This window comes from Aequorivita sp. Q41 (genome assembly GCF_039831855.1).
Lineage (GTDB): Bacteria > Bacteroidota > Bacteroidia > Flavobacteriales > Flavobacteriaceae > Aequorivita.
In genome coordinates, this window is the sequence record NZ_JBDPMS010000001.1 from 838,182 (window position 1) to 862,687 (window position 24,506).

Here is a 24,506-nt window from a genome sequence, read left to right on the forward strand (position 1 = left end):
AGTACTGTAGTTATAAGCTAACTAAAAAATGCAAAGTTTTAGAACCGAAATAGAAAACCCTGTTGTAGAGAAAGATATTATTGAATTGGCCAATAAAATCGAATTATTCCAACACGGGAAAATAGACGAAGAAAAATTTAGAAGTCTTCGTTTGGCAAGAGGTGTTTATGGGCAACGACAAGCAGGCGTACAAATGATTCGTATAAAATTACCATACGGAAAAGTTACGACTAAGCAATTGATGCGCATTGCAGATGTCTCTGACGAGTATTCAACAGGTCGCTTGCATATTACCACGCGCCAGGATATTCAAATTCACTATGTAGACCTAAACCGTACACCACAACTTTGGGCAGAGCTTGAAAAAGATGCGGTAACACTTCGTGAAGCTTGCGGTAATACTGTAAGAAATGTAACCGCTTCAGAAACAGCAGGTATTGATATCAAGGAACCTTTTGATGTTTCCCCCTATGCAGAGGCTGTCTTTAAATTCTTTTTACGAAACCCTATCTGCCAAGAAATGGGCAGAAAGTTCAAGGTATCCTTTTCGGCTTCAGATGAAGATACAGGCTTGTCCTATATACACGACCTTGGATTTATTGCCAAAATAAAAGGCAATGTAAGAGGCTTTAAAGTGCTAATTGGTGGTGGCTTGGGTTCACAACCAAGGCACGCAGATGTACTTTACAATTTTTTACCTTCTGAAAAAATAATTCCAGTAATGGAAGGTGTTTTACGCATTTTTGACCGCTATGGAGAACGTAAAAGCCGAGCCAAAGCAAGGCTTAAGTATTTAATAAAAGATATTGGCCTTGAAGCTTTTAGAGACTTAATAAGCCAAGAACAAAAAGCAATTGCGGATGCTATTGTGCCTATAGACCCTGCAACATATAAAGCTTCAATACCTAGAGATGTTGAGGTGCCAAAAGTGGTGCTCGAGAACGCGCTAACTTTTGAAACATGGAAAGCTACAAATACGGTTTCGCAAAAACAAAAAGGCTATGTAGCCATAGGGATAAAAGTGCTTTTAGGTGATTTTTATACTGATAAGGCTCGTGTTCTTGCCAATTTGATTGATACCTATGCTGCAGGCGAACTGCGTTTTACCTTGCGTCAAAATATTCTTATCCCTTTTGTTAAGGAAGCTTTATTGCCTTTTTTTTATCAAGAACTTTCAAAATTAGGTTTTACAGAGTTAGGGTATAATAAAGCGGTAGATATTACAGCCTGCCCAGGCACAGACACCTGTAATTTAGGCATAGCAAGTAGTACAGGTATTGCAGAAGAGTTGGAGCGCGTTATTAAAACTGAATATCCTCAATACCTGAACAACAAAGATTTAGTAATTAAAATTAGTGGCTGTATGAATGCCTGCGGCCAACATAATATGGCTAATATTGGTTTTCAAGGTATGTCAATTCGTACGAAGGATAAATTGATAGCTCCTGCGCTTCAAGTTTTATTAGGCGGAGGTAACTTGGGCAAAGGAACCGGCGTCTTTGCAGATAAAGTAGTAAAAATACCTAGTAAAAGAGGGCCAGAAGCCTTACGCAGAATTTTAAACGATTTTGAAACCAATGCCAACAGATTACCTTTTGTAGCGTATTACCAACAACAAGGCGAAAAATATTTTTACGAGCTTTTAACAGATTTGTCCAATACAGATAATCTCACCCAAGATGATTTTATCGATTGGGGAAATGAGCATATATATGAAAAAGCCATAGGTATTGGCGAATGCGCAGGTGTAATTATAGATTTAGTGGCAACGCTATTTTTAGAAAGTGAAGAAAAAATAGCCAATGCTAAATTAGAGTTAGAGCAGAAATTATTTTCTAATGCTATCTATCTAGCCTATAGTTCAATGGTAAATTCTGCCAAAGCCATTTTAATTTCAGACAATGTAAAAACCAACTCACAAAATAAAATTATCTCAGACCTTGATGAATTGTATATTACTTCTGGCAAGATTAAATTAGGAGTATCCTTTTCAGATTTGGTGTATCAGTTAAAGTTCTTTCCACCTACGGAAGAGTTTGCTGCTAAGTATATAAATAATGCTCAAAGCTTTTTAACAAAAGTAAAAGCATACAGAGCAAACACTAAAAATTAAAGTAATGAAAAAACCTAAATTAACTGTTGTTGGAGCAGGTCCTGGAGATATAGATTTAATTACCATAAAAGCAATAAAAACTTTAAAAACTGCCGATGTAGTTTTATACGATGCTTTGGTAAATGAAAAACTGTTAGAATATATTAACCCAAAAGCAGAAAAAATTTTTGTTGGCAAGCGTAGAGGATGTTATAAATATAAGCAAGAACAAATTAATGAATTGATTGTTGCTCGAGCAAAATCTTATAAACATGTAGTGCGCTTAAAAGGAGGCGATCCTTTTATATTTGGTAGAGGTGCAGAAGAAATGGAGTATGCTGCAAGTTTTGGGTTAGATGTTGCAGTTGTACCAGGAATATCATCGGCATTGGCAGTAGCAGCCTATCAAAACATACCCTTAACAAAACGTGGAAGTTCAGAAAGTTTTTGGGTAATTACCGGAACCACAAAAGAGCATAAAATTTCTAGAGATATTGAGTTGGCAGCAAAGTCTAATGCAACGATAGTTGTTTTAATGGGGATGAGTAAATTACCTCAAATTGTTAAATTATTTCAGGCAGAAGGTAAACATAATTTGCCTGTGGCAATTATTCAAAACGGAACAACATCTAAAGAAAGAATAGGAATTGGTACTGTAGATACTATAGAAAAAGTTGTTGCAGAAAAAGCTTTAGAAAACCCAGCAATAATTGTGTTAGGTGAAGTGGTAAAACATAGAGATTTGTTGCATAAAGTTTTAGAAAAAGAGACTTTAAACGCGGCCTTAGAAGTATAGGTAATGGTAAAAGAAAAAGTTAACAGATCTATAAGGATTACAAAATATGTTGTCTATAAAGAAACTTCATTTAATTACAAAGAAGGATTTTATTCGTTTTTTGGTGCCTTTTTTGGCATCGGTTTAATAGCTTTTATACAATCGTTTTATTTATCTGATGTAGAAAACGTTTTTTTAATAGGATCTTTTGGCGCTTCTTGTGTTTTAATTTATGGTGCAGTTCAAAGTCCGTTAGCCCAACCTAGAAATTTAATTGGTGGCCATGTAATATCAGCATTTGTGGGGGTTACAGTATATAATTTAATGCCAAATATTATTTGGCTTGCAGCTCCGTTGGCAGTTTCATTTTCTATTATTTTAATGCAATGGACAAAAACCTTACATCCACCAGGAGGAGCTACAGCTCTAATAGCTATTATTGGTACAGAAAAAATTAAATCATTAAGCTATATGTATGTTTTTTCGCCAGTGTTAACAGGAACCCTTATTTTGTTTTTAGTAGCTCTTGTTGCTAATAATATGAATAAAAACAGGATTTATCCTGCTAACGGAAAGTATATAAACAAAGTTAGAAAAAGAATGCTAAAAATTGAAAGTTAGATTAAATGATATGAATGAAGATAGAAATAATTTATATCCCATTTTTTTAAAAACATCGCAATTAGAAACATTAATTGTTGGTGGTGGTTATGTAGCATTAGAAAAATTATCTTTTTTGTTAAAGTCTAGTCCCAACTCTAAAGTAACCATGGTTTCTCCTTTTTTTAGAGAGGAAACAATAGTGTTGGCAAACAAGTTTGATGTTAAAATGATTGTTGATGATTACAAAAAATTATACCTATTAAATAAACATATTGTAGTAGCAACTACAGATAAAGTTGATGTTAATGTTAATGTTTATAAAGATTGTAAAGAAAGAAATATATTGGTTAACGTTGCTGATAATCCACCATATTGCGATTTTTATATGGGAGGTATTGTAACCAAAGGTAATGTGAAAATAGCCATTTCTACCAACGGAAAATCACCCACAACTGCCAAACGTCTGCGGCAATTTTTTGAGGATGTTATACCTGAAAATATTGATGATTTAGTTAAAAATTTAAACGTTTACAGAAGAACTATAAAAGGCAACTTTGAACAAAAAGTTGAAAAATTAAATGATTTTACTAAAGGATTAGTAGAAAAAATAGAAATAAAATGATAACGACAGATATTTTAATTATTGGAGCAGGCCCCACAGGATTATTTACGGTATTTGAAGCTGGTTTATTAAAGCTAAAGTGCCATCTTATTGATGCTTTACCACAACCAGGTGGGCAATGTTCAGAGTTGTATCCAAAAAAACCTATTTATGATATTCCAGGTTTTCCAGAAATACTTGCAGGCGATTTAACAAAAAACCTATTAGAACAAAGCAAACAGTTTGAGCCAGGTTTTACTCTGGGGGAACGCGCAGAAACCATTGAAAAGCAAGAAGATGGACGCTTTATTGTGACAACAAATAAAGGCACTCTCCATCAAGCACCAGTTGTTGCCATTGCAGGTGGATTAGGATCTTTTGAACCTAGAAGACCATTAATTGATAACATAACACACTACGAAGACAAGGGAATAGAGTATTTTATTAAAGACCCAGAAAAATACCGAAATAAAAAAGTAGTTATTGCTGGCGGCGGTGACTCTGCATTAGATTGGAGTATATTTTTGAGCGATGTGGCCGATAAAGTAACCTTAATTCATAGAAGAAATGAATTTAGAGGAGCGCTTGATTCCGTTGAAAAAGTGAGTGAACTAAGGCAAGCAGGTAAAATTAATTTAATTACTCCAGCAGAAGTTACAGACATTTTTGGCATCAATAAAGTAGAAGCCATTGTGTTTACCAAAGAAGGAGAAAAACAAGTGATAGAAACAGACTACTTTATCCCTTTGTTTGGGCTTTCGCCAAAATTGGGTTCTATAGGCAATTGGGGGTTAGAAATAGAAAAAAATGCTATTAAAGTAGATAATGCCTTAGACTATCAAACCAATATCCCTGGAATATTTGCCATAGGCGATGTTAATACTTATCCAGGAAAACTAAAGCTAATTTTATGCGGTTTTCATGAAGCTACCTTAATGTGTCAAGCCGCCTATAAAATTATCAACCCTGGTAAAAAATACGTTTTAAAATACACAACCGTTAGTGGTATAAATGGTTTTGACGGAACGAGAAAAGAAGCGCCAAAAGCTGTAGTACAAGCAATTAACTAAAATGTAAAATGGACGTAAACATACATATTAAAGACAGAACCGGAGCGATACATACCGTACAAGCACCTACCGATATGGCAATGAACTTAATGGAAGTTTGTAAAGCTTATGAATTGCCTGTAGAAGGCACTTGTGGTGGTATGGCAATGTGTGCCTCTTGCCAATGCTATGTGCTTTCAGACACTGCATTGCCAGCAATACAAGATGATGAAGAAGCAATGCTGTCTGAAGCTTTTTATGTTAAAGAGAATAGTAGATTAGGATGCCAAATTCCCATTACAGTAGATTTAGAAGGACTTGAAGTGGAATTGGCACCAGAATATTAAATAATATAATGAATGCCATCACTTTAAAAACATACCCAATAAAACTAAAAGGTAAGTCAAAAACTTTCAGCAAACTCTTGTTTGAAGCGTTATTTTCAAATAAAGCACAACAAACACGCTTACTTGAACGTGCTCGTAAAATCATTGAAGATTATGCAGAAGTATTTGGAGAAAAGAAACACATAATTAATGCTTATGAGGTTTTAACAAAAGAGCTCCCATCCACTAGGCAACAGCTCGATTTAGACGCGCTTGCCTTTGAAAAAAATGACCCTGCAGTAAAAAGTATGGAGGAAATTTATTTGGCATATCCAGGCTTTTATGCCATCACTATATACAGATTAGCACACAGGTTAGACCAATTAAATGTAGCTCTTTTACCACGATTAATGACTGAATATGCCCACAGCAAAACAGGCATTGATATACATCCATCTGCGGTTATTGGCCATTCGTTTTTTATAGACCACGGCACTGGGATTGTTATAGGTGAGAGCACCCAAATAGGTAATAACGTAAGTATCTATCAAGGCGTAACATTAGGTGGGATTAAAGTGGTTAAAAGCATGGCAAAAGCAAAAAGACATCCTACTATTGAAGATAATGTTACTATTTATGCCAATGCTACCATTTTAGGTGGAGGTATTACTATTGGTGCTAATAGCACTATAGGTGCTAATGTTTGGATAACAGAATCCATATCACAAAATAGTTTAGTAACCTATAAAACTAGTATTAAAATAAAACGCAAAAGATGAGAAATAACATCGGTATTTTAAAACATATAGGTAATACACCACTTATTGAAATTAGTGGGTTGATTTCAAACCCAAATTTGCGTTTGCTTTTAAAAATGGAAGGACACAATCCAGGAGGAAGTGTTAAAGACCGTCCAGCTTTTAATATGATTTATGAGGCATTACGAAGAGGAACCATTAAAAAAGGGAGTCATTTAGTGGAAGCTACTAGTGGTAATACAGGTATTGCACTAGCCTATGTGGCTAATTTATTAGGCGTTAAAATGACCTTGGTTATGCCTGAAAACTCTACCGATGAACGTATTAAAACAATGCGTGCTTATGGTGCTACTGTTGTATTAACAAGTGCAGAAAAGGGTATTGAAGGGTCGCGAGATAGTGCTCTAGAGTTACAAAAAACAAAAGGCTATGTAATTCTCAATCAATTTGAAAATAAAGATAACTGGAAAGCCCATTACAAAACCACAGGACCAGAAATATGGAAAGATACCAAAGGCACGGTAACGCACTTTGTATCTGCTATGGGCACCACAGGTACGATAATGGGAGTATCTACATTTCTCAAAAAACAAAATAGTGGTATTACAATTGTAGGAGTACAACCCAAGGATGGTTCAAAAATTCCTGGCATTAGAAAATGGTCTCCCGAATATGTACCTAAGATTTTTAATCCAAAAAAAATAGATAAAATTATAGAAGTAAGCGAAAGCGATGCTAAGAAAGTTACTCAAAAATTGGCTAAAGAAGAAGGTATATTTGCGGGTATGAGCAGTGGAGGTTCAGTCTATGCCGCCTTAAAAATCTGTGAAACCCTAAAACAAGGTGTGGTAGTAGCTATTGTATGCGACCGTGGCGATAGATATTTATCATCAGATTTGTTTGAATAAAAAAGAAAATATCAATACTACTGACTTCTTAGATATAAAAGCTTATTTGAAAAAAGGAGCTACACTATTAGATTTAAGAACACATGAAAGAGCATCATGCAGGTCAACATTGAAGGTGCTCTACATATTCTAAGATGATTTAGAATTTGAAATAGAGCAAATAGATAAACCTATTATAACCTGCTCTAGCAATGGTGTACGCAGTGAGCGTGCCAAAGAGCTACTTCTTTCATACATCCAAAATTAGTCATTATCAAACCAAATGTAATCATACAAAAAATGTATGGTTATTTTCATAATTGAGGGTTTTAGTTAATAGATTACATGTGTGGTACACTTCAATTAACAAGTTGACTTTTGGGAGATGACATTAGGAAATACAAAAAAAGCCCATCCATTTGGATAAGCTTCTCATCGGTCTATTTCTAAACCACAAGCCACTTTAAGTGACTCAACACAACATTTTAGTTGCGGTCTGGACGAGACTCGAACTCGCGACCCCCTGCGTGACAGGCAGGTATTCTAACCAACTGAACTACCAGACCAAATTTTCAATCTCTTTTTCAAGAAACCTCAACAACAGTTGAGCATAGTGAAAAATTGTTACCATACATTTTGGAATAAATTCCTTGCCGTATTAAGCGGTGGCAAATATACCACTCCATTTCATTTTCGCAAACTATTTTTTAAAAAAAATATAATTATTATTTAATATTTTTACTTTACGTAATCTGAACATCTAATTTCAACTAATTTGAATTATCCAAACTTCTGACGTTCCACTAAATAAGTAGTCAGAATTTTATTGAAACTTTCATTACTATCTGCCAAAACATATTTAATTCGGTATTGTGCGCAACGTAATTGTAGCTCAAAAAAATAATCCGTCACCGCCTTTTCATAGGCTTCCTTTACATTTTCTGCATAAAGATTGATATGCGCTCCCGTTTCAACATCAACAAATCGCTTTGGACGGTTATTAAAATCGAAACGCATCTCTCGTTTTTTATCGAAAGTATGAAAAAGCACAACTTCGTGTTTGTTATATTTTAAATGTTGAAGTGCCTCAAAAAGCTTTTCTGCCTCTGTATCGTTTTGAAACATATCCGTAAAAAGAAAAACCAAAGAACGTCGTTTTAGCTTTTCAGCAATCAAATGAAGATGTTCGTAGGTGTTTGTTTGAATTTTTTCTTTTGAAGAAAGCAGGGCCTCATTTAACTTTTGCAATATCATTTGGTGATGCCGCTCGCTACCCTTTTCAGAAGTATAAAACTCGTATTCATTGCTATAAATGCTCATCCCAACAGCATCGCGCTGCCGTTTCATCAAATTCATAATTGCCGCGGAAGCCAAGACAGAAAATCCAATTTTATTCAATGAATCAATATGAAACTCTTTCAATTTTGGGTAATGCATCGAACTGCTATTGTCTATAATGAAATGACAGCGCAGGTTTGTTTCTTCCTCATAACGCTTGGTATATAGCTTATCCGTTTTTGCAAAAAGCTTCCAGTCTATATGCTTTGTACTCTCGCCATTATTATAAATTTTATGTTCTGCAAATTCTGCCGAAAAACCATGAAACGGACTTTTATGCAGTCCAGAAATAAAGCCTTCTACCACTTGCTTTGCAAGTAGCTCTAGGTTTTTAAAACCCGTTATCTGGTTTATTTCATTTTCTATATTCATAGTATCATCCTGAGCGTGTCGAAGGGTGGTTAATTTATTTTTTTTAAAACATACATAGCTTCTAGATTGCCTGTAATAATTTCACCTGCATTATCTAATTGCCACAATTGATTTTCGCCAACTTGATACTGAAAGGTTTCATCGCCTGCTTTTAAAAGCACTTTAGTACCCGTTGGATCCCAAACAAAATCTCCCTTTTGAATAAACTCATTCCTGCTTTCTGGCTTTCCTAAGTAGGTTTGTAAAATACTATATGTTTTGTCTTCAGTAAGTGTTACCACGGTTTTAATCCCGTCACAATCTGCACAGGGTGTAGTACCTTCGTATACACCAGCCCAATCTAAAGCATTTTCAGAAGTATGCGAATCTACTACTTGCGGGCTTGTTGTTACAGTCTCCTCAATTTCTTCTGAAGCTACCGCCTTCTTTTCTTGGTTCTTGCAACCTACTACTAGTAAAACAGTGGCAGCACATAGATATATTAGTTTCTTCAAAACCATGTTATTTAGATACCTTATCAACAATTCCGTATGCCACAGACGCTTCTGCATCCATCCAGTGATCGCGGTTAAAATCTTTCATTACTTTTTCAAATGATTGTCCGCAATTTTCAGCTAGAATTCGTGCGCTTATTTCTTTCGTTTTTAGTATTTCTTGAGCGGTTATTTCTATATCGCTGGCTACTCCTCTTGCGCCACCACTAGGCTGGTGTATCATAACACGAGCATGAGGTTGGATAAAACGTTTGCCTTTTTCGCCTGCTGAAAGCAATATACTCCCCATAGAAGCTGCTAAGCCAGTACAAATTGTAGAAACTGGACTTTTAATTTCTTTTAGGGTATCATAGATTGAAAAACCAGAGGTAACATATCCTCCTGGGCTGTTTATATAAAATTTAATTTCGTCGTGGCTCAGGGCATCAAGATACATAAGGCGCTCCACAACGTGACGCGCACTTTTATCATCTACCATTCCCCAGAGAAATACTTTTCGTTCTTCCAGTAATGTGCTGTCAATTTTATCCTGAACTTTATTTGATTTCGTCATAATTTTAAGTCTGTTCTCTTGCGTACAGTCAAGAGTTTTTATGCATACTATTTTATAAAAAGGGACAACTGTACTCGTCCAGAGAATGCTACTAATATAGAAAAAGGCTTAGCAATACGCCAAGCCTTTTATTGTTTAATTTTTTTATAAGTATATTATAATAGTGCATCGATTGCCTCCGCATAAACATTTTTTGGAGCAACGCCTACTTGACGTCCTACTACTTCCCCGTTTTGGAATACCAAAACAGTTGGAATGTTACGCACCCCATATTTTGCAGCAAAATCTTGGTTAGCATCTACATCTACTTTTCCTACAACGGCTTTTCCGTCATATTCTTTACTTATTTCTTCAATGATGGGTCCTACCATTCGGCAAGGTCCGCACCAAGCCGCCCAAAAGTCAACCAATACAGGTTTGTCACTCTTTAATACGGTTTCTTCAAATGTTGCGTCTGTTATTTCTAAAGCCATAATCTTTGTTTTTTAATGATTGTCAAAAATAGTTATTTTTTTTACTATACTGTAGTTGTTAATATTTGTTTAGGATATAAGGGTATTGATTATCTCTATTACTAATTTAATTTATAACTTACCTGTTCGCGTTCAAGCTCGTCCAGCAATTCTTTCGAAATATTAATTTTATGCTTTCGGCTTGGCATGGTTAATTGAATTTTTTCACCTTTTTCATACACCACAAAAAACAATTGTTTTTCACCCTTATGTGTTTTTACTATATTTTTAAGCGAATCAATTCGTCCCTCTTTCAAATCACTTAAAGGAATATGTAGTGTCAGTTTTTTTCCTTGAATTTCCATAACATCGTGGAGCAACTGAATATTGTTATACTGAAGCCGTGGATCGCCTTTCTTACCCGTTTCACGATTTGTCCAGCCTTCTTTCACAAAAACACGCCCATAAATAAAGCTATTTGGAACTAAAAAATGGCGCCATTTTAAATATTCTTCTCCGAAAATTTTAAAATCATAACTGTCTTCATAATCTTCCACCGTAAAAATAGCCCAGCCTTTTCCTGCCTTGGATTCACGGTGTTGTACATCGCTCACTATCCCACCAAAACACATTTCTTTATTAACGAAATTTTCCAGTCGGTTAAAGTCTGAAACCTTACAGTTCATAAAACTTTTCATCTCAATCTTAAAATCATCCAGCGGATGACCCGAAATATACACCCCTACCACTTCCCGCTCCTGCCTCAATTTTTTCATCGTCCCCCATTCTTCACAAGGCGGGACTTCTGGCTCGGGAATCTGCACTTCGCTAGCGTCACCAAATAAACTTACTTGTGAAGAATTCTGCGTTTCCTGGTATTTTGCAGCATAGCGCAGCACTTTCTCAATAAACATTACGCCATCGCCATCATCATGTAGGTATTGCTCGCGGTGGGTATCAAAACTATCAAAACCACCTGCAAGTGCTAGATTTTCAAAAGCCTTTTTATTGGCAGCACGCAAATCAATACGTTTCGCCAGATCGAAAACCGATTTGTATTTCCCATCCTTTCGATGTTCAACTATAGTAGCCACAGCGCTGCTGCCAACGCCTTTTACAGCTCCCATTCCAAAGCGTACAGCACCTTTATCATTTACAGTGAATTTATGAAAAGATTCATTTACATCAGGCCCCAAAACGGTAAGCCCCATGCGTTTGCATTCATCCATAAAAAAGGTTACCTGCTTAATATCACTCATATTATTACTCAATACCGCAGCCATGTATTCCGCAGGGTAATGCGCTTTTAAGTAAGCTGTTTGATATGCAATCCAAGCATAGCAAGTAGAGTGCGATTTGTTAAAAGCATAACTTGCAAACGCCTCCCAATCCTTCCAGATTTTTTCAAGTTTTTCTGGATCATGGCCTCGTTCTGCAGCTTGAGCAACAAATTGCGGTTTCATTTTATCGAGGACTGCTTTTTGCTTTTTTCCCATTGCTTTTCGCAAAACATCGGCTTCACCTTTTGTAAATCCTGCTAGTTTTTGCGATAAAAGCATCACTTGCTCTTGATAAACCGTAATACCGTAGGTTTCTTCCAAATACTCTTCCATTGCTGGAAGGTCATACTCAATTTCTTCCTCACCGTGTTTTCTACGTACAAAACTGGGGATATACTCCATCGGTCCAGGACGATACAATGCGTTCATTGCAATTAAATCTGCAAAAACCGTGGGCTTTAATTCCTTCATATACTTCTGCATTCCAGCAGATTCATACTGAAAAATTCCTACCGTGTCTCCTCTTTGGAAAAGCTGATAGGTTTTTTCATCATCCAATGGAAATTCATCGGGGTCAAGGTCAATATTGTGCTTATGCTTTACAAGTTTTACGGTATCTTTTATCAGCGTTAATGTTTTCAGCCCCAAGAAATCCATCTTCAATAAGCCAGCGCTTTCAACAACAGAGTTATCAAATTGTGTTACATACAAATCTGAATCTTTTGCAGTGGCAACGGGCACGAAATCGGTAATATCACTCGGTGTAATAATTACCCCACAAGCGTGGATTCCAGTATTTCGAACGGAGCCCTCCAAAATCTTTGCCTGATTTATGGTTTGCGCCTCCAGATCACTTCCTTCAGAAAGGTTTAAAAGCTCGTTAACTTTTGGAAGTTCATCACTCCGAAAACGGCTTCGCAATTCCGTATCACTCAAACCAAATATCTTGTTTAGTTTGGTCATATTCGGTATAAGCTTCGAAATTCTATCGGCTTCATTTAATGGCAAGTCTAACACCCGTGCAGTATCGCGAATGGAAGATTTTGCAGCCATGGTTCCGTATGTGATAATTTGTGCTACTTGGTTACTTCCGTATTTATTGATTACATAATCCATAACCCTACTTCGTCCTTCATCATCAAAATCAATATCAATATCGGGCATACTCACACGATCTGGATTCAAGAAACGCTCAAAAAGCAGGTCGTATTTAATAGGACAAATATTGGTAATCCCCAAACAATACGCCACGGCGCTTCCCGCCGCAGAGCCACGCCCTGGACCAACAGAAACGTCCATTTTTCGGGCTTCGGCAATAAAATCCTGTACAATCAAGAAATAACCTGGATAGCCTGTATTCGCAATAACCTCGAGCTCAAAATCAAGGCGTTGCTTTATTTCTTTTATGCGTTCAGAAGCATTTTCTGGCACTTCAGAACCGGTTAAAACCTCATAAGAGACTTCGGTTAATTCTGGATAACGTCTTTTAGCACCTTCATAGGTTAAGTGCCTCAAAAAAGCATTTTCCCCACGCTTGCCGCCGTCTATATCTTCAGCATCTAAAAAAGCTTCAGGAATACCAAAATTAGGAAGTAAGACATCGCGATGTAATGAATAAGGTTCAATTTTTGAAACTACCTCTTCAATGTTTACAATCGCCTCTGGCAGATCTTTAAACAAGGCCTTCATTTCCTCCTGTCCCTTAAAATAATACTGTTGGTTGGGTAGCCCATAGCGGTAACCACGGCCTCTTCCAATTGGTGTCGCCTGCTTTTCACCATCTTTTACACAAAGTAAAATATCGTGTGCATTGGCATCTTCCTCCTTAATATAATAGGTGTTATTACAGGCAACGAGTTTTACATCGTTCCTTTTTGCCATAGCAACCAAGACATCGTTTACACGTTTTTCGTCTTCCTGATCGTGACGCATTATCTCTACATAAAGGTCGTCACCAAACATTTCTTTCCACCAAAGCAATGCTTCTTCAGCTTGCGTTTCTCCAATATTTAGAATTTTTCCCGGCACTTCGCCATAAAGACTTCCCGTTAAAACAATAAGGTCTTCCTTGTATTTTTCAACTATTTTTTTATCAATTCTAGGCACGTAATAAAATCCTTCGGTGTATGCGATGGAAGCCATTTTTGCCAAATTATGATAGCCATTTTTATTTTTGGCAAGCATCACGATCTGATACCCGTTATCCTTATGGCTTTTATTTAGGTGGTCTTCGCAAACAAAAAATTCGCAACCCACGATTGCCTTCAACTCCTTATTTTTATCGTCTTCTGAAAGTGATTTATTATGATTAGCAACCGCTTGCACAAAATGAAAAGCCCCCATCATATTGCCAGAATCGGTTAAAGCAACCGCTGGCATATTATTTTCTACGGCAGCATTCACCAGATCTAATGTACTGGATGTAGACTGTAAAATTGAAAATTGCGAATGATTGTGAAGATGTGAAAACGGGGCATCTTCAAGCGTAGCGATATTTTCTTTAATCGCTTCGGAAGAAATTGTTTCTGTTTCCGAAGCCGCTTGCATTTGCTTACGGATTTTTTCAGAAGCTTTTTTAAGATTGATATGCTCCAGCCCAATCAACTGAATTGTTTGCGGGTTTTCCTTTGAAAAATTTTCAAAATAATCCGGCTGTACATCAAGTGCTTCTTTTGTAAAAATCTGACGACGAACCAATTCAAAGAAACAACGCGTAGTAGCCTCAACATCTGCTGTTGCATTGTGTGCTTCGCCAAAAGCTTCATTAAAAAGGTATTCGTGAAGCTCGGTTAAGGTCGGCAATTTAAATTTTCCACCTCGTCCTCCAGGAATTTGACAAAGTTGGGCAGTTGTTTCGGTACAGGTGTCTAAAACAGGAAGTTCTGGCATGGGGTTTTCGATACCTAGCCTAAAAAATTCTGCCCCCATTATATTTAAGTCAAAACCTACATTTTGACCAACAATAAATTTTGTTTTAGAAAGTGCTATTTTAAATTTCTCACACATTTCTTCCAAGGAAATTCCTTCTGCCATTGCCAATTCGGTAGAAATTCCGTGGATTTTTTCAGCGTCAAAAGGTATGTTAAAACCCTCTGGTTTTATTAAATAATCTTGGTTTTCGATTAAATTTCCCATGGCATCGTGAAGTTGCCAAGCAATCTGGATACAGCGTGGCCAGTTATCGCTATCGCTCACAGGAGCATTGAAACGTTTAGGGAGCCCCGTGGTTTCTGTATCGAAAATTAAATACATTGGTGTTGAAGATTTTAGATTGACACTTGCAGGCTTTAATATTTAATAAAGACCTACTCAGGAAAAATTTTGGAAAAGTAAAAATAGAAAAATCCTCCCCTTTTAAGAAGTTAAATTGTTACGAGTTGTTCACAAAAACTACATTTAAAAGGAATGCTTCAAAAATCAAGAAACTTTAATCGTTTCAACTTTTTATCCAGCTACTTATAGTTAATACTAAACGCACCTTCGGTAATATCAGAACGGCGTGTCATAAAATAGAAATCACCTTTAATAAGCTTATTCGCAATATCGTGTTCTGTAATATTTATTAGGCCTTCTAGCGCATTTTCTAGGTCAGCCCCATTTTGGTAACTCCCATTAAAACCAGCTTTTGGCAAAATATATGCCCCAACTTCAACTGCTAGCGGAACCGAAATAAGCATCTTTGCATTTGCAGTACTCCCTGAAAGCAGTATTCTATTTGCCGTACTCCGACCATTAACGATAAATGGAAGAAATGGAACGCCATCAACCATAGCACGAAACGTACCCTGAGTTGTTGGGTCTGTTACCGCTCCCCCTGCATACGAAACGTTGTAAAACACACCTTTTGAAACATACACTGTGTCTATTCCTGCTAAAAAAGCATTAAACTTAAAAGTTCCACTAAGTGTTTTATTGGTTCTATTGACTTCTGACAGTACTACCACCCCCAAGCCCTCTGGTTTTGTGGAATATATATTTCCGCCCACATCTTCATAAACCGCATAATTTGAGCTTTCTTTAGCAATTTCAAAACTCCCTTCTTCCAAGCTGGAAAGACGCATTGTTATAGATTCCACTTCAGTAAAACCCTGTATAACGATACCTCCATCTTCATTTAGTGAAGCTCTAGCATCAGCAGACAAATACAATCTATCATCAATCTTTGCTTGAAGCGCTATTTCATTCGTCTGTATATCTTCGCATGAAAAAAGTGACAATGCAATTAAAAGTGCAAATAGTATATTTTTCATAAGTCAAAGATTTATAGAGGTTTATACAAATGTAAAAGAAAAACTTTAATTGCTTGAATTTCAAAGAGAAAAAATATTATCTTTGCCCACCTTAAATTATAACCGGGGTCGGGAACCCCAAAAATTAATTAAAACATGCCTGTAAAAATCAGACTACAAAGACACGGAAAGAAAGGAAAGCCTTACTTCTGGATCATCGCGGCAGACAGCCGTAGTAAAAGAGATGGTAAATTTCTTGAAAAATTAGGATTTTACAATCCAACAACCAACCCTGCACAGATTGACCTTAACGTTGACAGCGCTGTAAAATGGCTTCAAAATGGAGCACAACCTACAGATACTGCACGTGCTATTCTTTCTTACAAAGGAGCATTAATGAAAAATCACCTTGCTGGTGGTGTTCGTAAAGGCGCTTTAACGGAAGAACAAGCGGAAGCAAAATTCAACGAATGGTTGGAAAGTAAAAAAGGATCTATTGATCATAAGAAAGCAACCCTTTCTGAAGCACAACAAAAAGCAAAAGCTGAAGCACTTGCTGCTGAAAAAGCGGTAAACGAAAAACGTGCTGCTGATGCTGCCGCTGCCGCAGCTCCTGCTGTTGAAGAGGCTGCTGAAGAAGTTGAAGCTGAAGCTGCTGAAGCAACTGAAACTGCAACAGAGGAAACGCCAGCTGCAGAAACTTCTGCTGAAGAAGAAAAAGAAGCTTAAAATTAAAGACGATGCAAAAGGAGAATTGCTTCTACTTAGGCAAAATCGTTAAAAAATATAGCTTTAAAGGGGAACTGCTCATTAAACTTGATACAGACGAACCTGAACTTTTTACTGAAATGGAATCGGTTTTTGTGGAACGACGCAAAAACTTGATTCCATTTTTTATTGAAGAAAGCTCGCTACATAAAAGCGAATTACTCCGTGTACGTTTTGAAGACGTAGCCAATGAAGAAGATGCAAACGCTTTAATAGGGGCACACCTTTACCTTCCGTTAGAATTTCTCCCCCCCCTTAGCGGTAATAAATTTTATTATCATGAAATTATAGGCTTTACAGCCGAAGACGAACGTTTTGGGAAAATCGGAAAAATTACCGGTGTTAACGATACAACTTCGCAAGCATTATTCGAAATTGACCGCGACGGAAAACAGATCTTGATTCCGATGATAGATCATTTTATTTTAAAAGTAGATCGCCAAAACAAAGCAATATTTTTAAATGTTCCCGAAGGCTTGATTGAAATGTATTTATAAAAAAGGTTCGGAAGTAAGCATAAGGCTCTCTTTATTCTCCACACACTTACCCAACCTTATATCTAAAATGAACCAACCTTTTAAATTTAAAAAATTTACCGTAGCTCAAGACCGCTGTGCTATGAAAATAGGCACAGACGGGGTTTTGCTTGGTGCTTGGACTTCCATAAAACACACTCCTTTTTCTATTTTAGATATTGGCGCTGGCACGGGCATAATTGCCTTGCAGTTAGCACAACGAAGCAATGCTGAGCTCATAGATGCCATAGAAATTGACGAAAATGCCTACGAACAGTGCGTTGATAATTTTGAAAATGCGGCTTGGGGCGATCGCCTTTTTTGTTATCACGCTTCTTTAGATGAATTTGTGGATGAAATTGAAGATAAGTATGACCTTATCGTTTCCAATCCGCCATTTTATTCCGAAGATTATAAAACAACTAGTGAAGCGCGAGATTTAGCACGATTCAATGAGGCGCTTCCATTTGATGAATTAATAACATCCGTATCTCGATTGCTTTCAGACGAAGGAATATTTTCGGTAATTATTCCTAAGAAAGAAGAAGAAAACTTCATTAAAATGGCTGCTAAAGTAAATTTATTTCCAAAAAGAATTTGTAGTGTTCGCGGCACAGAAACTTCCGAAATAAAAAGAAGCATGTTGGAGTTTTCATTCACAGAAACTACTGTTGACTTAGAAAATTTAACCCTCGAAATTTCAAGGCACAAGTATACGGAAGACTACAAAAAGCTGGTAGCGGATTTTTATCTGAAAATGTAGGTGTTTATAGTTGTGATTTCTACATTTGTACTCCTTACTAATTTATAAACTATGAAACCAGATTTATTCGAAGCACCAGATTATTACAATCTTGACGAACTTCTTTCCGACGAACACAAGTTGGTACGCCAAGCGGCCCGAGATTGGGTAAAAAGAGATGTATCACCTATCATAGAAGAATATGCTCAAAAGGCAGAATTTCCTTCACAAATAATAAATGGCCTTGCCGAGATTGGTGCTTTTGGCCCCTATATTCCCGAGCAATACGGTGGCGCTGGGCTTGATCAAATTTCATATGGACTTATAATGCAAGAAATTGAACGTGGCGATAGTGGCGTTCGGAGCACTGCTTCTGTTCAATCTTCATTAGTAATGTACCCCATCTGGAAGTATGGAAATGAGGAACAACGAAAAAAATACTTGCCAAAACTAGCATCTGGCGAATGGATAGGTTGCTTTGGACTTACAGAGCCAGACCACGGTAGTAATCCGGGGGGCATGACCACTAATTTTAAAGACAATGGAGATCATTATCTATTAAATGGTGCTAAAATGTGGATTAGCAACGCGCCTTTTGCACAGATTGCTGTTGTATGGGCTAAAAATGAAGAAGGTAGAATACATGGATTAATCGTTGAGCGTGGCATGGAAGGTTTTAGCACCCCAGAAACTCACAACAAATGGTCACTACGCGCTTCTGCTACAGGTGAACTTATCTTTGATAATGTAAAAGTGCCTAAAGAAAACCTTCTACCTAATAAATCTGGCTTGGGGGCTCCCCTTGGCTGTCTTGATTCTGCACGTTATGGAATTGCATGGGGTGCAATCGGTGCCGCCATGGACTGCTATGATACGGCGCTACGGTATTCAAAAGAGCGAATTCAGTTTGGCAAACCAATTGGACAATTTCAACTGCAGCAGAAAAAACTAGCTGAAATGATTACTGAAATTACCAAAGCACAATTATTAACATGGAGGTTGGGCGTATTGCGAAATGCCGGAACTGCAACTAGCGCTCAGATCTCAATGGCAAAACGAAACAATGTAGACATGGCAATACATATTGCAAGAGAAGCAAGGCAAATGTTAGGCGGAATGGGTATAACCGGCGAATATAGTATTATGCGTCATTCCATGAACCTTGAAAGTGTTATTACCTATGAAGGAACACACGACATACATCTGCTCATTACGGGGCTTGATATTACCGGGCTCAACGCTTTCGGATAACAAAGTACAAAACGGCCAACTTAAAAGTTTGGCCGTTTTTGATTAAGAATATCAATTAAATAGCTTAATTTAATGTTTTTTCTAAAATACATGTGACTTTTAAGTTTTTTTGTGTCCAATGATATGGATATAATACCCAGGCAATAAATGCAGTCCCATAAAAAAGATATTGAATTAGATGATGCAGAGCTGGTCTCAAAAATTGTTGCCAGAAACGACACTCATTTATTTGCAATATTATATGACAGGTATGCGAAAGCTGTATATGGCAAATGCTTTAGTTTTTCAAAATCTGAAGAAGAAGCCCAAGATTTAACCCATGATATTTTTATAAAATTATTTTTGAAACTCCGCACTTTTAAGGGGGATTCGAAATTTTCCACTTGGCTTTACTCCTTTACCTATAATTTTTGCTTGAACTATGTTACACGAGATCAAAAAAAGAAAAAGGATAAATTTACGCCATTACTACACGAAAATTACAACATCCACAATGAAGTTCCCGATGAGGATATATACCAATTAAAAGCAGAAAAGCTTTTACTTTCATTAGAAAGAATAGAACCAAACGATAAAATGATTCTACTAATGAAATATCAGGATGATTTTACAATTCAAGATCTTCAAAAAGGATTAGGAATTGGTGAAAGCGCTGTAAAAATGCGCTTAAAACGAGCAAAAGAAAGATTAATACAGGTTTATAACGAAATATAAGAGATTATGGAAAACCCGTTTAAAACGATAATTGCAGACAATAAACTGCCAGACACCTTAAAAGATAAGGTGCTAAACAATGTTGCAGTTATTAAATTGATTTTGGACATAGCAGACTTAACTTTAATAAAGTATCCATCAACAATTGAAGACTTATATAAAACTACAAAACCTAAAAAGAAATAAATCAACCATACCATGAAAATAGATCTAACTTTATTTGACGATTTACAAGCGTTTATCATGAATAGTCTCCCGCGAATAATTGGAGTTATAGTGTATATAATTTTAGCTTGGCTTATTTTAAAAATCCTTCAAATAACATTTAAAAGGATACTAAAATCATTAAAAATTGAGGCTTTAAACAACAAAATCAATGACAATGATTTTATAAAAGAATTTCGATTTGATATAAACCTCACCAAGATTATTCTATTTTTTATAAAATGGATAACCATATTAGTGCTGATCATTATTGGTGCGGATCTCTTTAATATGGGAAAGGTATCTGAAGGAGTCGGAGAAATTATCAACTTCCTTCCCACCCTATTTTCCGCACTTTTAATAGCTATAGTCGGAATATTTTTAGGGTCATATTTTAAAAAAGGAATAAAATTAATGCTCACTTCTTTTGACATTAATGGATCAAATGCAATAAGCTCGATAATCTTTTATATCATTCTAGTAATCACTTTTATTATCGCTCTAAATCAGTTAGGCGTTAATACCGATATTATTACTAACAACCTTACTATCATTCTCGGTGCTTTATTGGCAGCCTCTACCCTCGCTATTGGCTTAGGTTCTCGGGATGTTATACAAAGATTAATTTTTGGATTTTATTCAAGAAAAAATTTTGAAATAGGTCAAAAAATACGAATCAAAAATCAAGAAGGATATGTTGTTCATATAGACAATATTACGCTTACCCTACAAGCAGAAGACAAGAAAATTGTATATCCTATAAAAACAATCGTCAATCAAAAAATAGAAATTTTAGATTAATTTTTAAAAAATAAGTGACTTTTTAAAAAACCCTGTGTCATACTATATAAATAAGGCAATCTAAACCTCAACTAAAGATTGCATTTAAAAAATTTATATATGATGTTATTTTATCCAATTTTAGCTTTTGGGATAGTTATTTTGATACTATTGATCATATTTTTTATTAAAAGTATTAAAGTAAATAGAGAAATTAGAAAAGCTCCTTATTTCACAGAATATAAGAAAGCAAATAAATAAAAAAACCTTACACTTAAACAGTTATCCCCTGGTTATATAAATATCCATAGATTTATTTAACCTCTCAAGCCCAGTAAAATGGGCTTTTTTTATTTTTATACATTTCATCAATCAGACATTTTTTCAAGATCTTTTCAAATTGTATCTTTAAAAAAAAATGATATGTCTTCAAAATCTAGAATGTACCGCGCTTACAAAACTGCACGGCGTATAACATTCAATAGCGATTCAAAATTTATCATCTTTAGTGATTGCCATCGTGGCGACAACAGTTTTGCGGATGATTTTGCCAACAACCGCAATATTTACTTTCATGCACTTCAAGATTACTATAAGAATGGCTTCACCTATTGTGAATTAGGAGATGGTGATGAGCTTTGGGAAAATCTTTTCTTTAAAGACATTTTTGAAGCACACCAAAATGTTTTTGAATTAATGAAGCTTTTCTTTGTAGAAAACAGACTCTATCGATTAGTCGGAAATCACGATATGATTTATTCCAATAAAAAATATGTAGAAAAGAATCTCTATACCTATTTTGATAAAGTTACTGGAAAAGAGGCCCCTCTTTTTCCTGGTATTGAACTTACAGAAGGTTTGATTTTAGAACATGAAGAAACTGGACAAGAAGTTTTTATGATGCATGGTCATCAAGCAGACTGGATGAATTATGTAGGTTGGAAATTGAATCGGTTTATGGTTCGCGCAGTTTGGCGACAACTCCAAATATTTGGTATTAGCGACCCCACAAGTCCTGCGAAAAATTACAAAGAACTCATTAAAGTAGAAAAACGTACTAAGAGATGGATTGTTGAAAATAAAAACCTCTTTACAATAATTGGCCATACCCATCGCCCGCGCTTTCCGGAACCGGGTGATATCGCGTTGTTCAATGATGGGAGTTGTGTTCACCCACGAAGCATTACGGGATTAGAGATTGAAAACAATGAAATTTCATTAATTAAATGGCAAATTTCAACAACAGAAGAAGGCGTCCTAAAAGTTTCGAAAGTGCTACTTGAAGGTCCTCAAAAATTAATTGATTATAAAACTGGATAGTATGATGCACCCAATATACTTCAAAATCGCGCTTATTATAGGCCTGTTTATTCCTCTTTCGTGTGCTGTTTCAAAAAAGAACATTTCTTCGGAAAAAGCAGCCTATAGCTACTTAGCGCTCGGCGATAGTTATACCATTGGTGAAAGCGTATGCGTTGATGGCAATTATCCGACACAGTTAGCAGCTAGTTTGAATAAAACTTTAAAAGAAAAAACTTCAGTAAAAATAATTGCAAAAACAGGCTGGACAACTACCAATTTACTTTCCGCAATTGCGCATGAAAATCCTACAACAAACTACAACTTGGTTAGCTTGCTTATAGGCGTAAACAATCAATACCAAGAAAAACCATTTTCAATCTATGAAAAAGAGTTTCCAAAACTTGTTGATATGGCAATAAATTTTGCCGGTGGAAACCCTAAAAATGTAATTATCCTTTCTATTCCAGATTATGGTTTTACGCCTTTCGGACAGGAATCTGGGAAAGCCGAAAAAACTACAGCAGAACTAAAGCGTTATAATAACTTTGCAAATAAAATTGCTAGTGAAAAAGGCGTACAGTTTAAAAACATAACTCCAATAACTCAAAACGGATTGGCAAACCCTGAGTTAGTTGCTTCAGATGGTTTGCACCCCTCTGAAATTGCTTATAAAAAATTTGTTGAAATAATTTTTAAGAGTGCTTTAAAAATAATCCGTTAAGCTTCAGGAGCTAGTGCCACCCGCAATCCAGCAAGTTCTTCCTTTATAAAAATTTGACACCCAAGACGGCTATTTTCTTTAACATGAAACGCTTCAGCAAGCATTAAATCTTCATCATAACTTAGCGCTGGCAATTCATGATCACTTAAAATATAGCATTGGCAAGAGGCACACATTGCCATTCCTCCACAAATACCAATAGTTCCTTCTGCTGCCAATTCATAAGAACGCACCACCTCCATCAAGTTCATATTCATATCGGTGGGAGCATCTACTTGGTGTTCCACACCTTGACGGTCTATGATTGTAATTTTAATGTCGCTCATTTTTTAATTAATTGACTTAACAACTGCTTTTGGGGCTTCTTTTTTACTGCCATCAAATCCTTCAATCCCACCAACGGTTGTGTATTTCATTACATAACGTTTGTCTGGAAAAATGCGCTGATAGGCACCTTGACACATTAAGGTAGCCTCATGAAAACCGCAAAGAATGAGTTTTAATTTTCCAGGATATGTATTTACATCTCCTATTGCGTAGATGCCAGGAATATTTGTTTGGTAGTCTAAGGTATTATCTACTTTAATTGCATTTTTTTCAATTTCAAGTCCCCAATCTGCAATCGGTCCAAGTTTTGGTGCTAATCCGAAAAGAGGAATAAAATGGTCACATTCCCGATTAATAACAGTTTCCCCTTGTTTTATAACAACTTCCTCTAAGACATTGCTTCCAACTAAGCCAACAACCTCAGCAGGGGTAATTAATTCAATCTTTCCAAGATTTTTTAGTTCTTGTACTTTATCTACACTATCCAACGCACCTCGAAATTCATTTCTTCTATGCACTAAGGTTACGCTTTTAGCAACATCCGTTAAAAATATACTCCAATCTAAGGCAGAATCGCCTCCTCCAGAAATAACTACATTTTTATTTCTATATAATTCAGGATCCCGGATTATGTATTCAACCCCTTTATCCTCAAAATTTGAAATATTAGTAAGTGGTGGTTTGCGAGGTTCAAAACTTCCTAATCCACCAGCAATTGCAACAATTGGCGCATGGTGTTTTGTACCTTTATCAGTTGTAACTATAAAAGAGCCATCCTCTAGTTTTTCGATGGTATCAGCGCGTTCACCCAAGGTAAAACCTGGTTGAAAAGGCTCGATTTGTTTCATCAAATTTTTCACCAAATCGCCCGCAAGAACTTCTGGGAAGCCTGGAATATCGTAAATAGGTTTTTTGGGATATATTTCAGAACACTGTCCGCCAGCTTGGGGAAGTGCGTCAATTAAATGACATTTTAGTTTAAGTAATCCTGCTTCAAAAACAGCGAAAAGACCAGTGGGTCCAGCGCCTATAATGAGAATATCTGTTTTTATCATAAAAGACTATCTCTTAAATTTTATATCAGAAAGTTAGTTGAATGAACATTGTTCAACAAAATCATTACCAATCATTATTCCGATACATTTATCACTTTTTCAATTTGCGGCGCGAATTTTTTAATGGTCATTTCCACACCACTTTTCAGCGTCATTTGGTTTACGGAACAGCCAACACAAGCACCTTGTAATTGTACGTTTACTATTTTCCCATCTTCAATGGAAATAAGCGAAATATCGCCTCCATCATTTTGCAAAAATGGACGGATTTCGTCTAAAGCTTCTTCTACTTTTGTGTTTAGTTCCTGCGTTGTCATA

Annotated in this window: 26 protein-coding genes and 1 tRNA gene; 17 read left to right on the forward strand and 10 right to left on the reverse strand. The window is 36.2% G+C overall.

Annotation, left to right across the window (positions count from 1 at the left end):
• Window positions 1-28 precede the first annotated feature (28 nt).
• The 8 genes from ABJ955_RS03920 to cysM are packed head-to-tail and all read left to right on the forward strand — an operon-like array spanning window position 29 to window position 7,112.
• Entirely contained in the window at window positions 29-2,113 is a 2,085-nt protein-coding gene (locus tag ABJ955_RS03920) for a nitrite reductase (protein ID WP_347373293.1), read from the forward strand.
• Window positions 2,114-2,117: 4 nt separating this feature from the next.
• Window positions 2,118-2,888 (forward strand): uroporphyrinogen-III C-methyltransferase, encoded by a 771-nt coding sequence (gene cobA / locus ABJ955_RS03925; RefSeq protein WP_347373294.1) that lies wholly within the window; start codon window positions 2,118-2,120, stop codon window positions 2,886-2,888.
• A gap of 3 nt (window positions 2,889-2,891) precedes the next feature.
• Window positions 2,892-3,488 (forward strand): HPP family protein, encoded by a 597-nt coding sequence (locus ABJ955_RS03930; protein ID WP_347373295.1) that lies wholly within the window; start codon window positions 2,892-2,894, stop codon window positions 3,486-3,488.
• Window positions 3,489-3,498: 10 nt separating this feature from the next.
• Window positions 3,499-4,092: a bifunctional precorrin-2 dehydrogenase/sirohydrochlorin ferrochelatase gene (locus ABJ955_RS03935; protein WP_347374359.1), complete on the forward strand. Its 594-nt coding sequence runs from the start codon at window positions 3,499-3,501 to the stop codon at window positions 4,090-4,092.
• Window positions 4,089-5,141, forward strand: coding sequence for an NAD(P)/FAD-dependent oxidoreductase (locus ABJ955_RS03940; protein ID WP_347373296.1), 1,053 nt, complete (start codon window positions 4,089-4,091; stop codon window positions 5,139-5,141). Before ABJ955_RS03935 ends, ABJ955_RS03940 begins: the two co-directional genes overlap by 4 nt.
• A gap of 8 nt (window positions 5,142-5,149) precedes the next feature.
• Window positions 5,150-5,467 (forward strand): 2Fe-2S iron-sulfur cluster-binding protein, encoded by a 318-nt coding sequence (locus ABJ955_RS03945; RefSeq protein WP_347373297.1) that lies wholly within the window; start codon window positions 5,150-5,152, stop codon window positions 5,465-5,467.
• Window positions 5,468-5,475: 8 nt separating this feature from the next.
• Window positions 5,476-6,225: a serine O-acetyltransferase EpsC gene (gene epsC / locus ABJ955_RS03950; protein WP_347373298.1), complete on the forward strand. Its 750-nt coding sequence runs from the start codon at window positions 5,476-5,478 to the stop codon at window positions 6,223-6,225.
• The gene (cysM, locus tag ABJ955_RS03955; RefSeq protein ID WP_347373299.1) at window positions 6,222-7,112 is read left to right on the forward strand and encodes a cysteine synthase CysM; all 891 of its coding nucleotides are present in this window, start codon (window positions 6,222-6,224) and stop codon (window positions 7,110-7,112) included. The genes epsC and cysM overlap by 4 nt, the downstream gene beginning before the upstream one ends.
• Before the next feature lie 471 nt (window positions 7,113-7,583).
• On the opposite strand, the gene ABJ955_RS03960 is transcribed toward cysM, so the two are convergent.
• The 7 genes from ABJ955_RS03960 to ABJ955_RS03990 all read right to left on the reverse strand — a co-directional run bounded on the left by ABJ955_RS03960 (window position 7,584) and on the right by ABJ955_RS03990 (window position 15,830).
• Window positions 7,584-7,657 (reverse strand) — tRNA-Asp (locus ABJ955_RS03960).
• A gap of 214 nt (window positions 7,658-7,871) precedes the next feature.
• Window positions 7,872-8,801: a DUF58 domain-containing protein gene (locus tag ABJ955_RS03965; protein ID WP_347373300.1), complete on the reverse strand. Its 930-nt coding sequence runs from the start codon at window positions 8,799-8,801 to the stop codon at window positions 7,872-7,874.
• A 29-nt stretch (window positions 8,802-8,830) separates the two neighbouring features.
• Window positions 8,831-9,295, reverse strand: coding sequence for a copper resistance protein NlpE (locus ABJ955_RS03970; protein ID WP_347373301.1), 465 nt, complete (start codon window positions 9,293-9,295; stop codon window positions 8,831-8,833).
• Window positions 9,296-9,302: 7 nt separating this feature from the next.
• Complete coding sequence (locus ABJ955_RS03975; RefSeq protein WP_347373302.1) at window positions 9,303-9,848, reverse strand: ATP-dependent Clp protease proteolytic subunit; 546 nt, start codon at window positions 9,846-9,848, stop codon at window positions 9,303-9,305.
• 155 nt (window positions 9,849-10,003) lie between these two features.
• Window positions 10,004-10,321 carry a thioredoxin gene (gene trxA, locus ABJ955_RS03980; RefSeq protein ID WP_347373303.1) on the reverse strand — a complete coding sequence of 106 codons (318 nt, stop codon included), beginning with the start codon at window positions 10,319-10,321 and terminating at the stop codon, window positions 10,004-10,006.
• Between the two features lie 101 nt (window positions 10,322-10,422).
• Window positions 10,423-14,832, reverse strand: a complete 4,410-nt coding sequence (gene dnaE / locus ABJ955_RS03985) for a DNA polymerase III subunit alpha (protein WP_347373304.1) — start codon at window positions 14,830-14,832, stop codon at window positions 10,423-10,425.
• A 200-nt stretch (window positions 14,833-15,032) separates the two neighbouring features.
• Window positions 15,033-15,830 (reverse strand): DUF6252 family protein, encoded by a 798-nt coding sequence (locus ABJ955_RS03990; RefSeq protein WP_347373305.1) that lies wholly within the window; start codon window positions 15,828-15,830, stop codon window positions 15,033-15,035.
• Between the two features lie 135 nt (window positions 15,831-15,965).
• Here ABJ955_RS03990 and ABJ955_RS03995 point away from each other — a divergent pair, with 135 nt between their 5' ends.
• The 9 genes from ABJ955_RS03995 (at window position 15,966) to ABJ955_RS04035 (ending at window position 22,806) form a co-directional block, all read left to right on the forward strand.
• The gene (locus ABJ955_RS03995; protein WP_347373306.1) at window positions 15,966-16,538 is read left to right on the forward strand and encodes a 30S ribosomal protein S16; all 573 of its coding nucleotides are present in this window, start codon (window positions 15,966-15,968) and stop codon (window positions 16,536-16,538) included.
• 11 nt (window positions 16,539-16,549) lie between these two features.
• A complete protein-coding gene (gene rimM, locus ABJ955_RS04000) occupies window positions 16,550-17,074 on the forward strand; it encodes a ribosome maturation factor RimM (protein ID WP_347373307.1) in 525 nt (174 codons plus the stop codon).
• 67 nt (window positions 17,075-17,141) lie between these two features.
• A complete protein-coding gene (locus tag ABJ955_RS04005) occupies window positions 17,142-17,855 on the forward strand; it encodes a methyltransferase (protein ID WP_347373308.1) in 714 nt (237 codons plus the stop codon).
• A 51-nt stretch (window positions 17,856-17,906) separates the two neighbouring features.
• Complete coding sequence (locus ABJ955_RS04010) at window positions 17,907-19,085, forward strand: acyl-CoA dehydrogenase family protein (RefSeq protein WP_347373309.1); 1,179 nt, start codon at window positions 17,907-17,909, stop codon at window positions 19,083-19,085.
• A gap of 147 nt (window positions 19,086-19,232) precedes the next feature.
• Entirely contained in the window at window positions 19,233-19,799 is a 567-nt protein-coding gene (locus ABJ955_RS04015; protein WP_347373310.1) for an RNA polymerase sigma factor, read from the forward strand.
• Between the two features lie 6 nt (window positions 19,800-19,805).
• A complete protein-coding gene (locus ABJ955_RS04020) occupies window positions 19,806-19,985 on the forward strand; it encodes a hypothetical protein (protein ID WP_347373311.1) in 180 nt (59 codons plus the stop codon).
• 12 nt (window positions 19,986-19,997) lie between these two features.
• The gene (locus tag ABJ955_RS04025) at window positions 19,998-20,804 is read left to right on the forward strand and encodes a small-conductance mechanosensitive channel (RefSeq protein WP_347373312.1); all 807 of its coding nucleotides are present in this window, start codon (window positions 19,998-20,000) and stop codon (window positions 20,802-20,804) included.
• Between the two features lie 402 nt (window positions 20,805-21,206).
• Window positions 21,207-22,103: a metallophosphoesterase gene (locus ABJ955_RS04030; RefSeq protein ID WP_347373313.1), complete on the forward strand. Its 897-nt coding sequence runs from the start codon at window positions 21,207-21,209 to the stop codon at window positions 22,101-22,103.
• 1 nt (window position 22,104) lies between these two features.
• A complete protein-coding gene (locus tag ABJ955_RS04035) occupies window positions 22,105-22,806 on the forward strand; it encodes an SGNH/GDSL hydrolase family protein (protein ID WP_347373314.1) in 702 nt (233 codons plus the stop codon).
• Here ABJ955_RS04035 and ABJ955_RS04040 read toward each other — a convergent pair.
• The 3 genes from ABJ955_RS04040 to ABJ955_RS04050 form a co-directional block, all read right to left on the reverse strand.
• Window positions 22,803-23,132 (reverse strand): 2Fe-2S iron-sulfur cluster-binding protein, encoded by a 330-nt coding sequence (locus tag ABJ955_RS04040; protein WP_347373315.1) that lies wholly within the window; start codon window positions 23,130-23,132, stop codon window positions 22,803-22,805. The two genes, ABJ955_RS04035 and ABJ955_RS04040, sit on opposite strands and share 4 nt — an antisense overlap.
• A gap of 3 nt (window positions 23,133-23,135) precedes the next feature.
• Window positions 23,136-24,188 (reverse strand): NAD(P)/FAD-dependent oxidoreductase, encoded by a 1,053-nt coding sequence (locus ABJ955_RS04045; RefSeq protein WP_347373316.1) that lies wholly within the window; start codon window positions 24,186-24,188, stop codon window positions 23,136-23,138.
• 74 nt (window positions 24,189-24,262) lie between these two features.
• On the reverse strand, window positions 24,263-24,505 hold the full coding sequence (locus ABJ955_RS04050) for a NifU family protein (RefSeq protein WP_347373317.1): 243 nt from the start codon (window positions 24,503-24,505) through the stop codon (window positions 24,263-24,265).
• Window position 24,506: the final 1 nt, after the last annotated feature.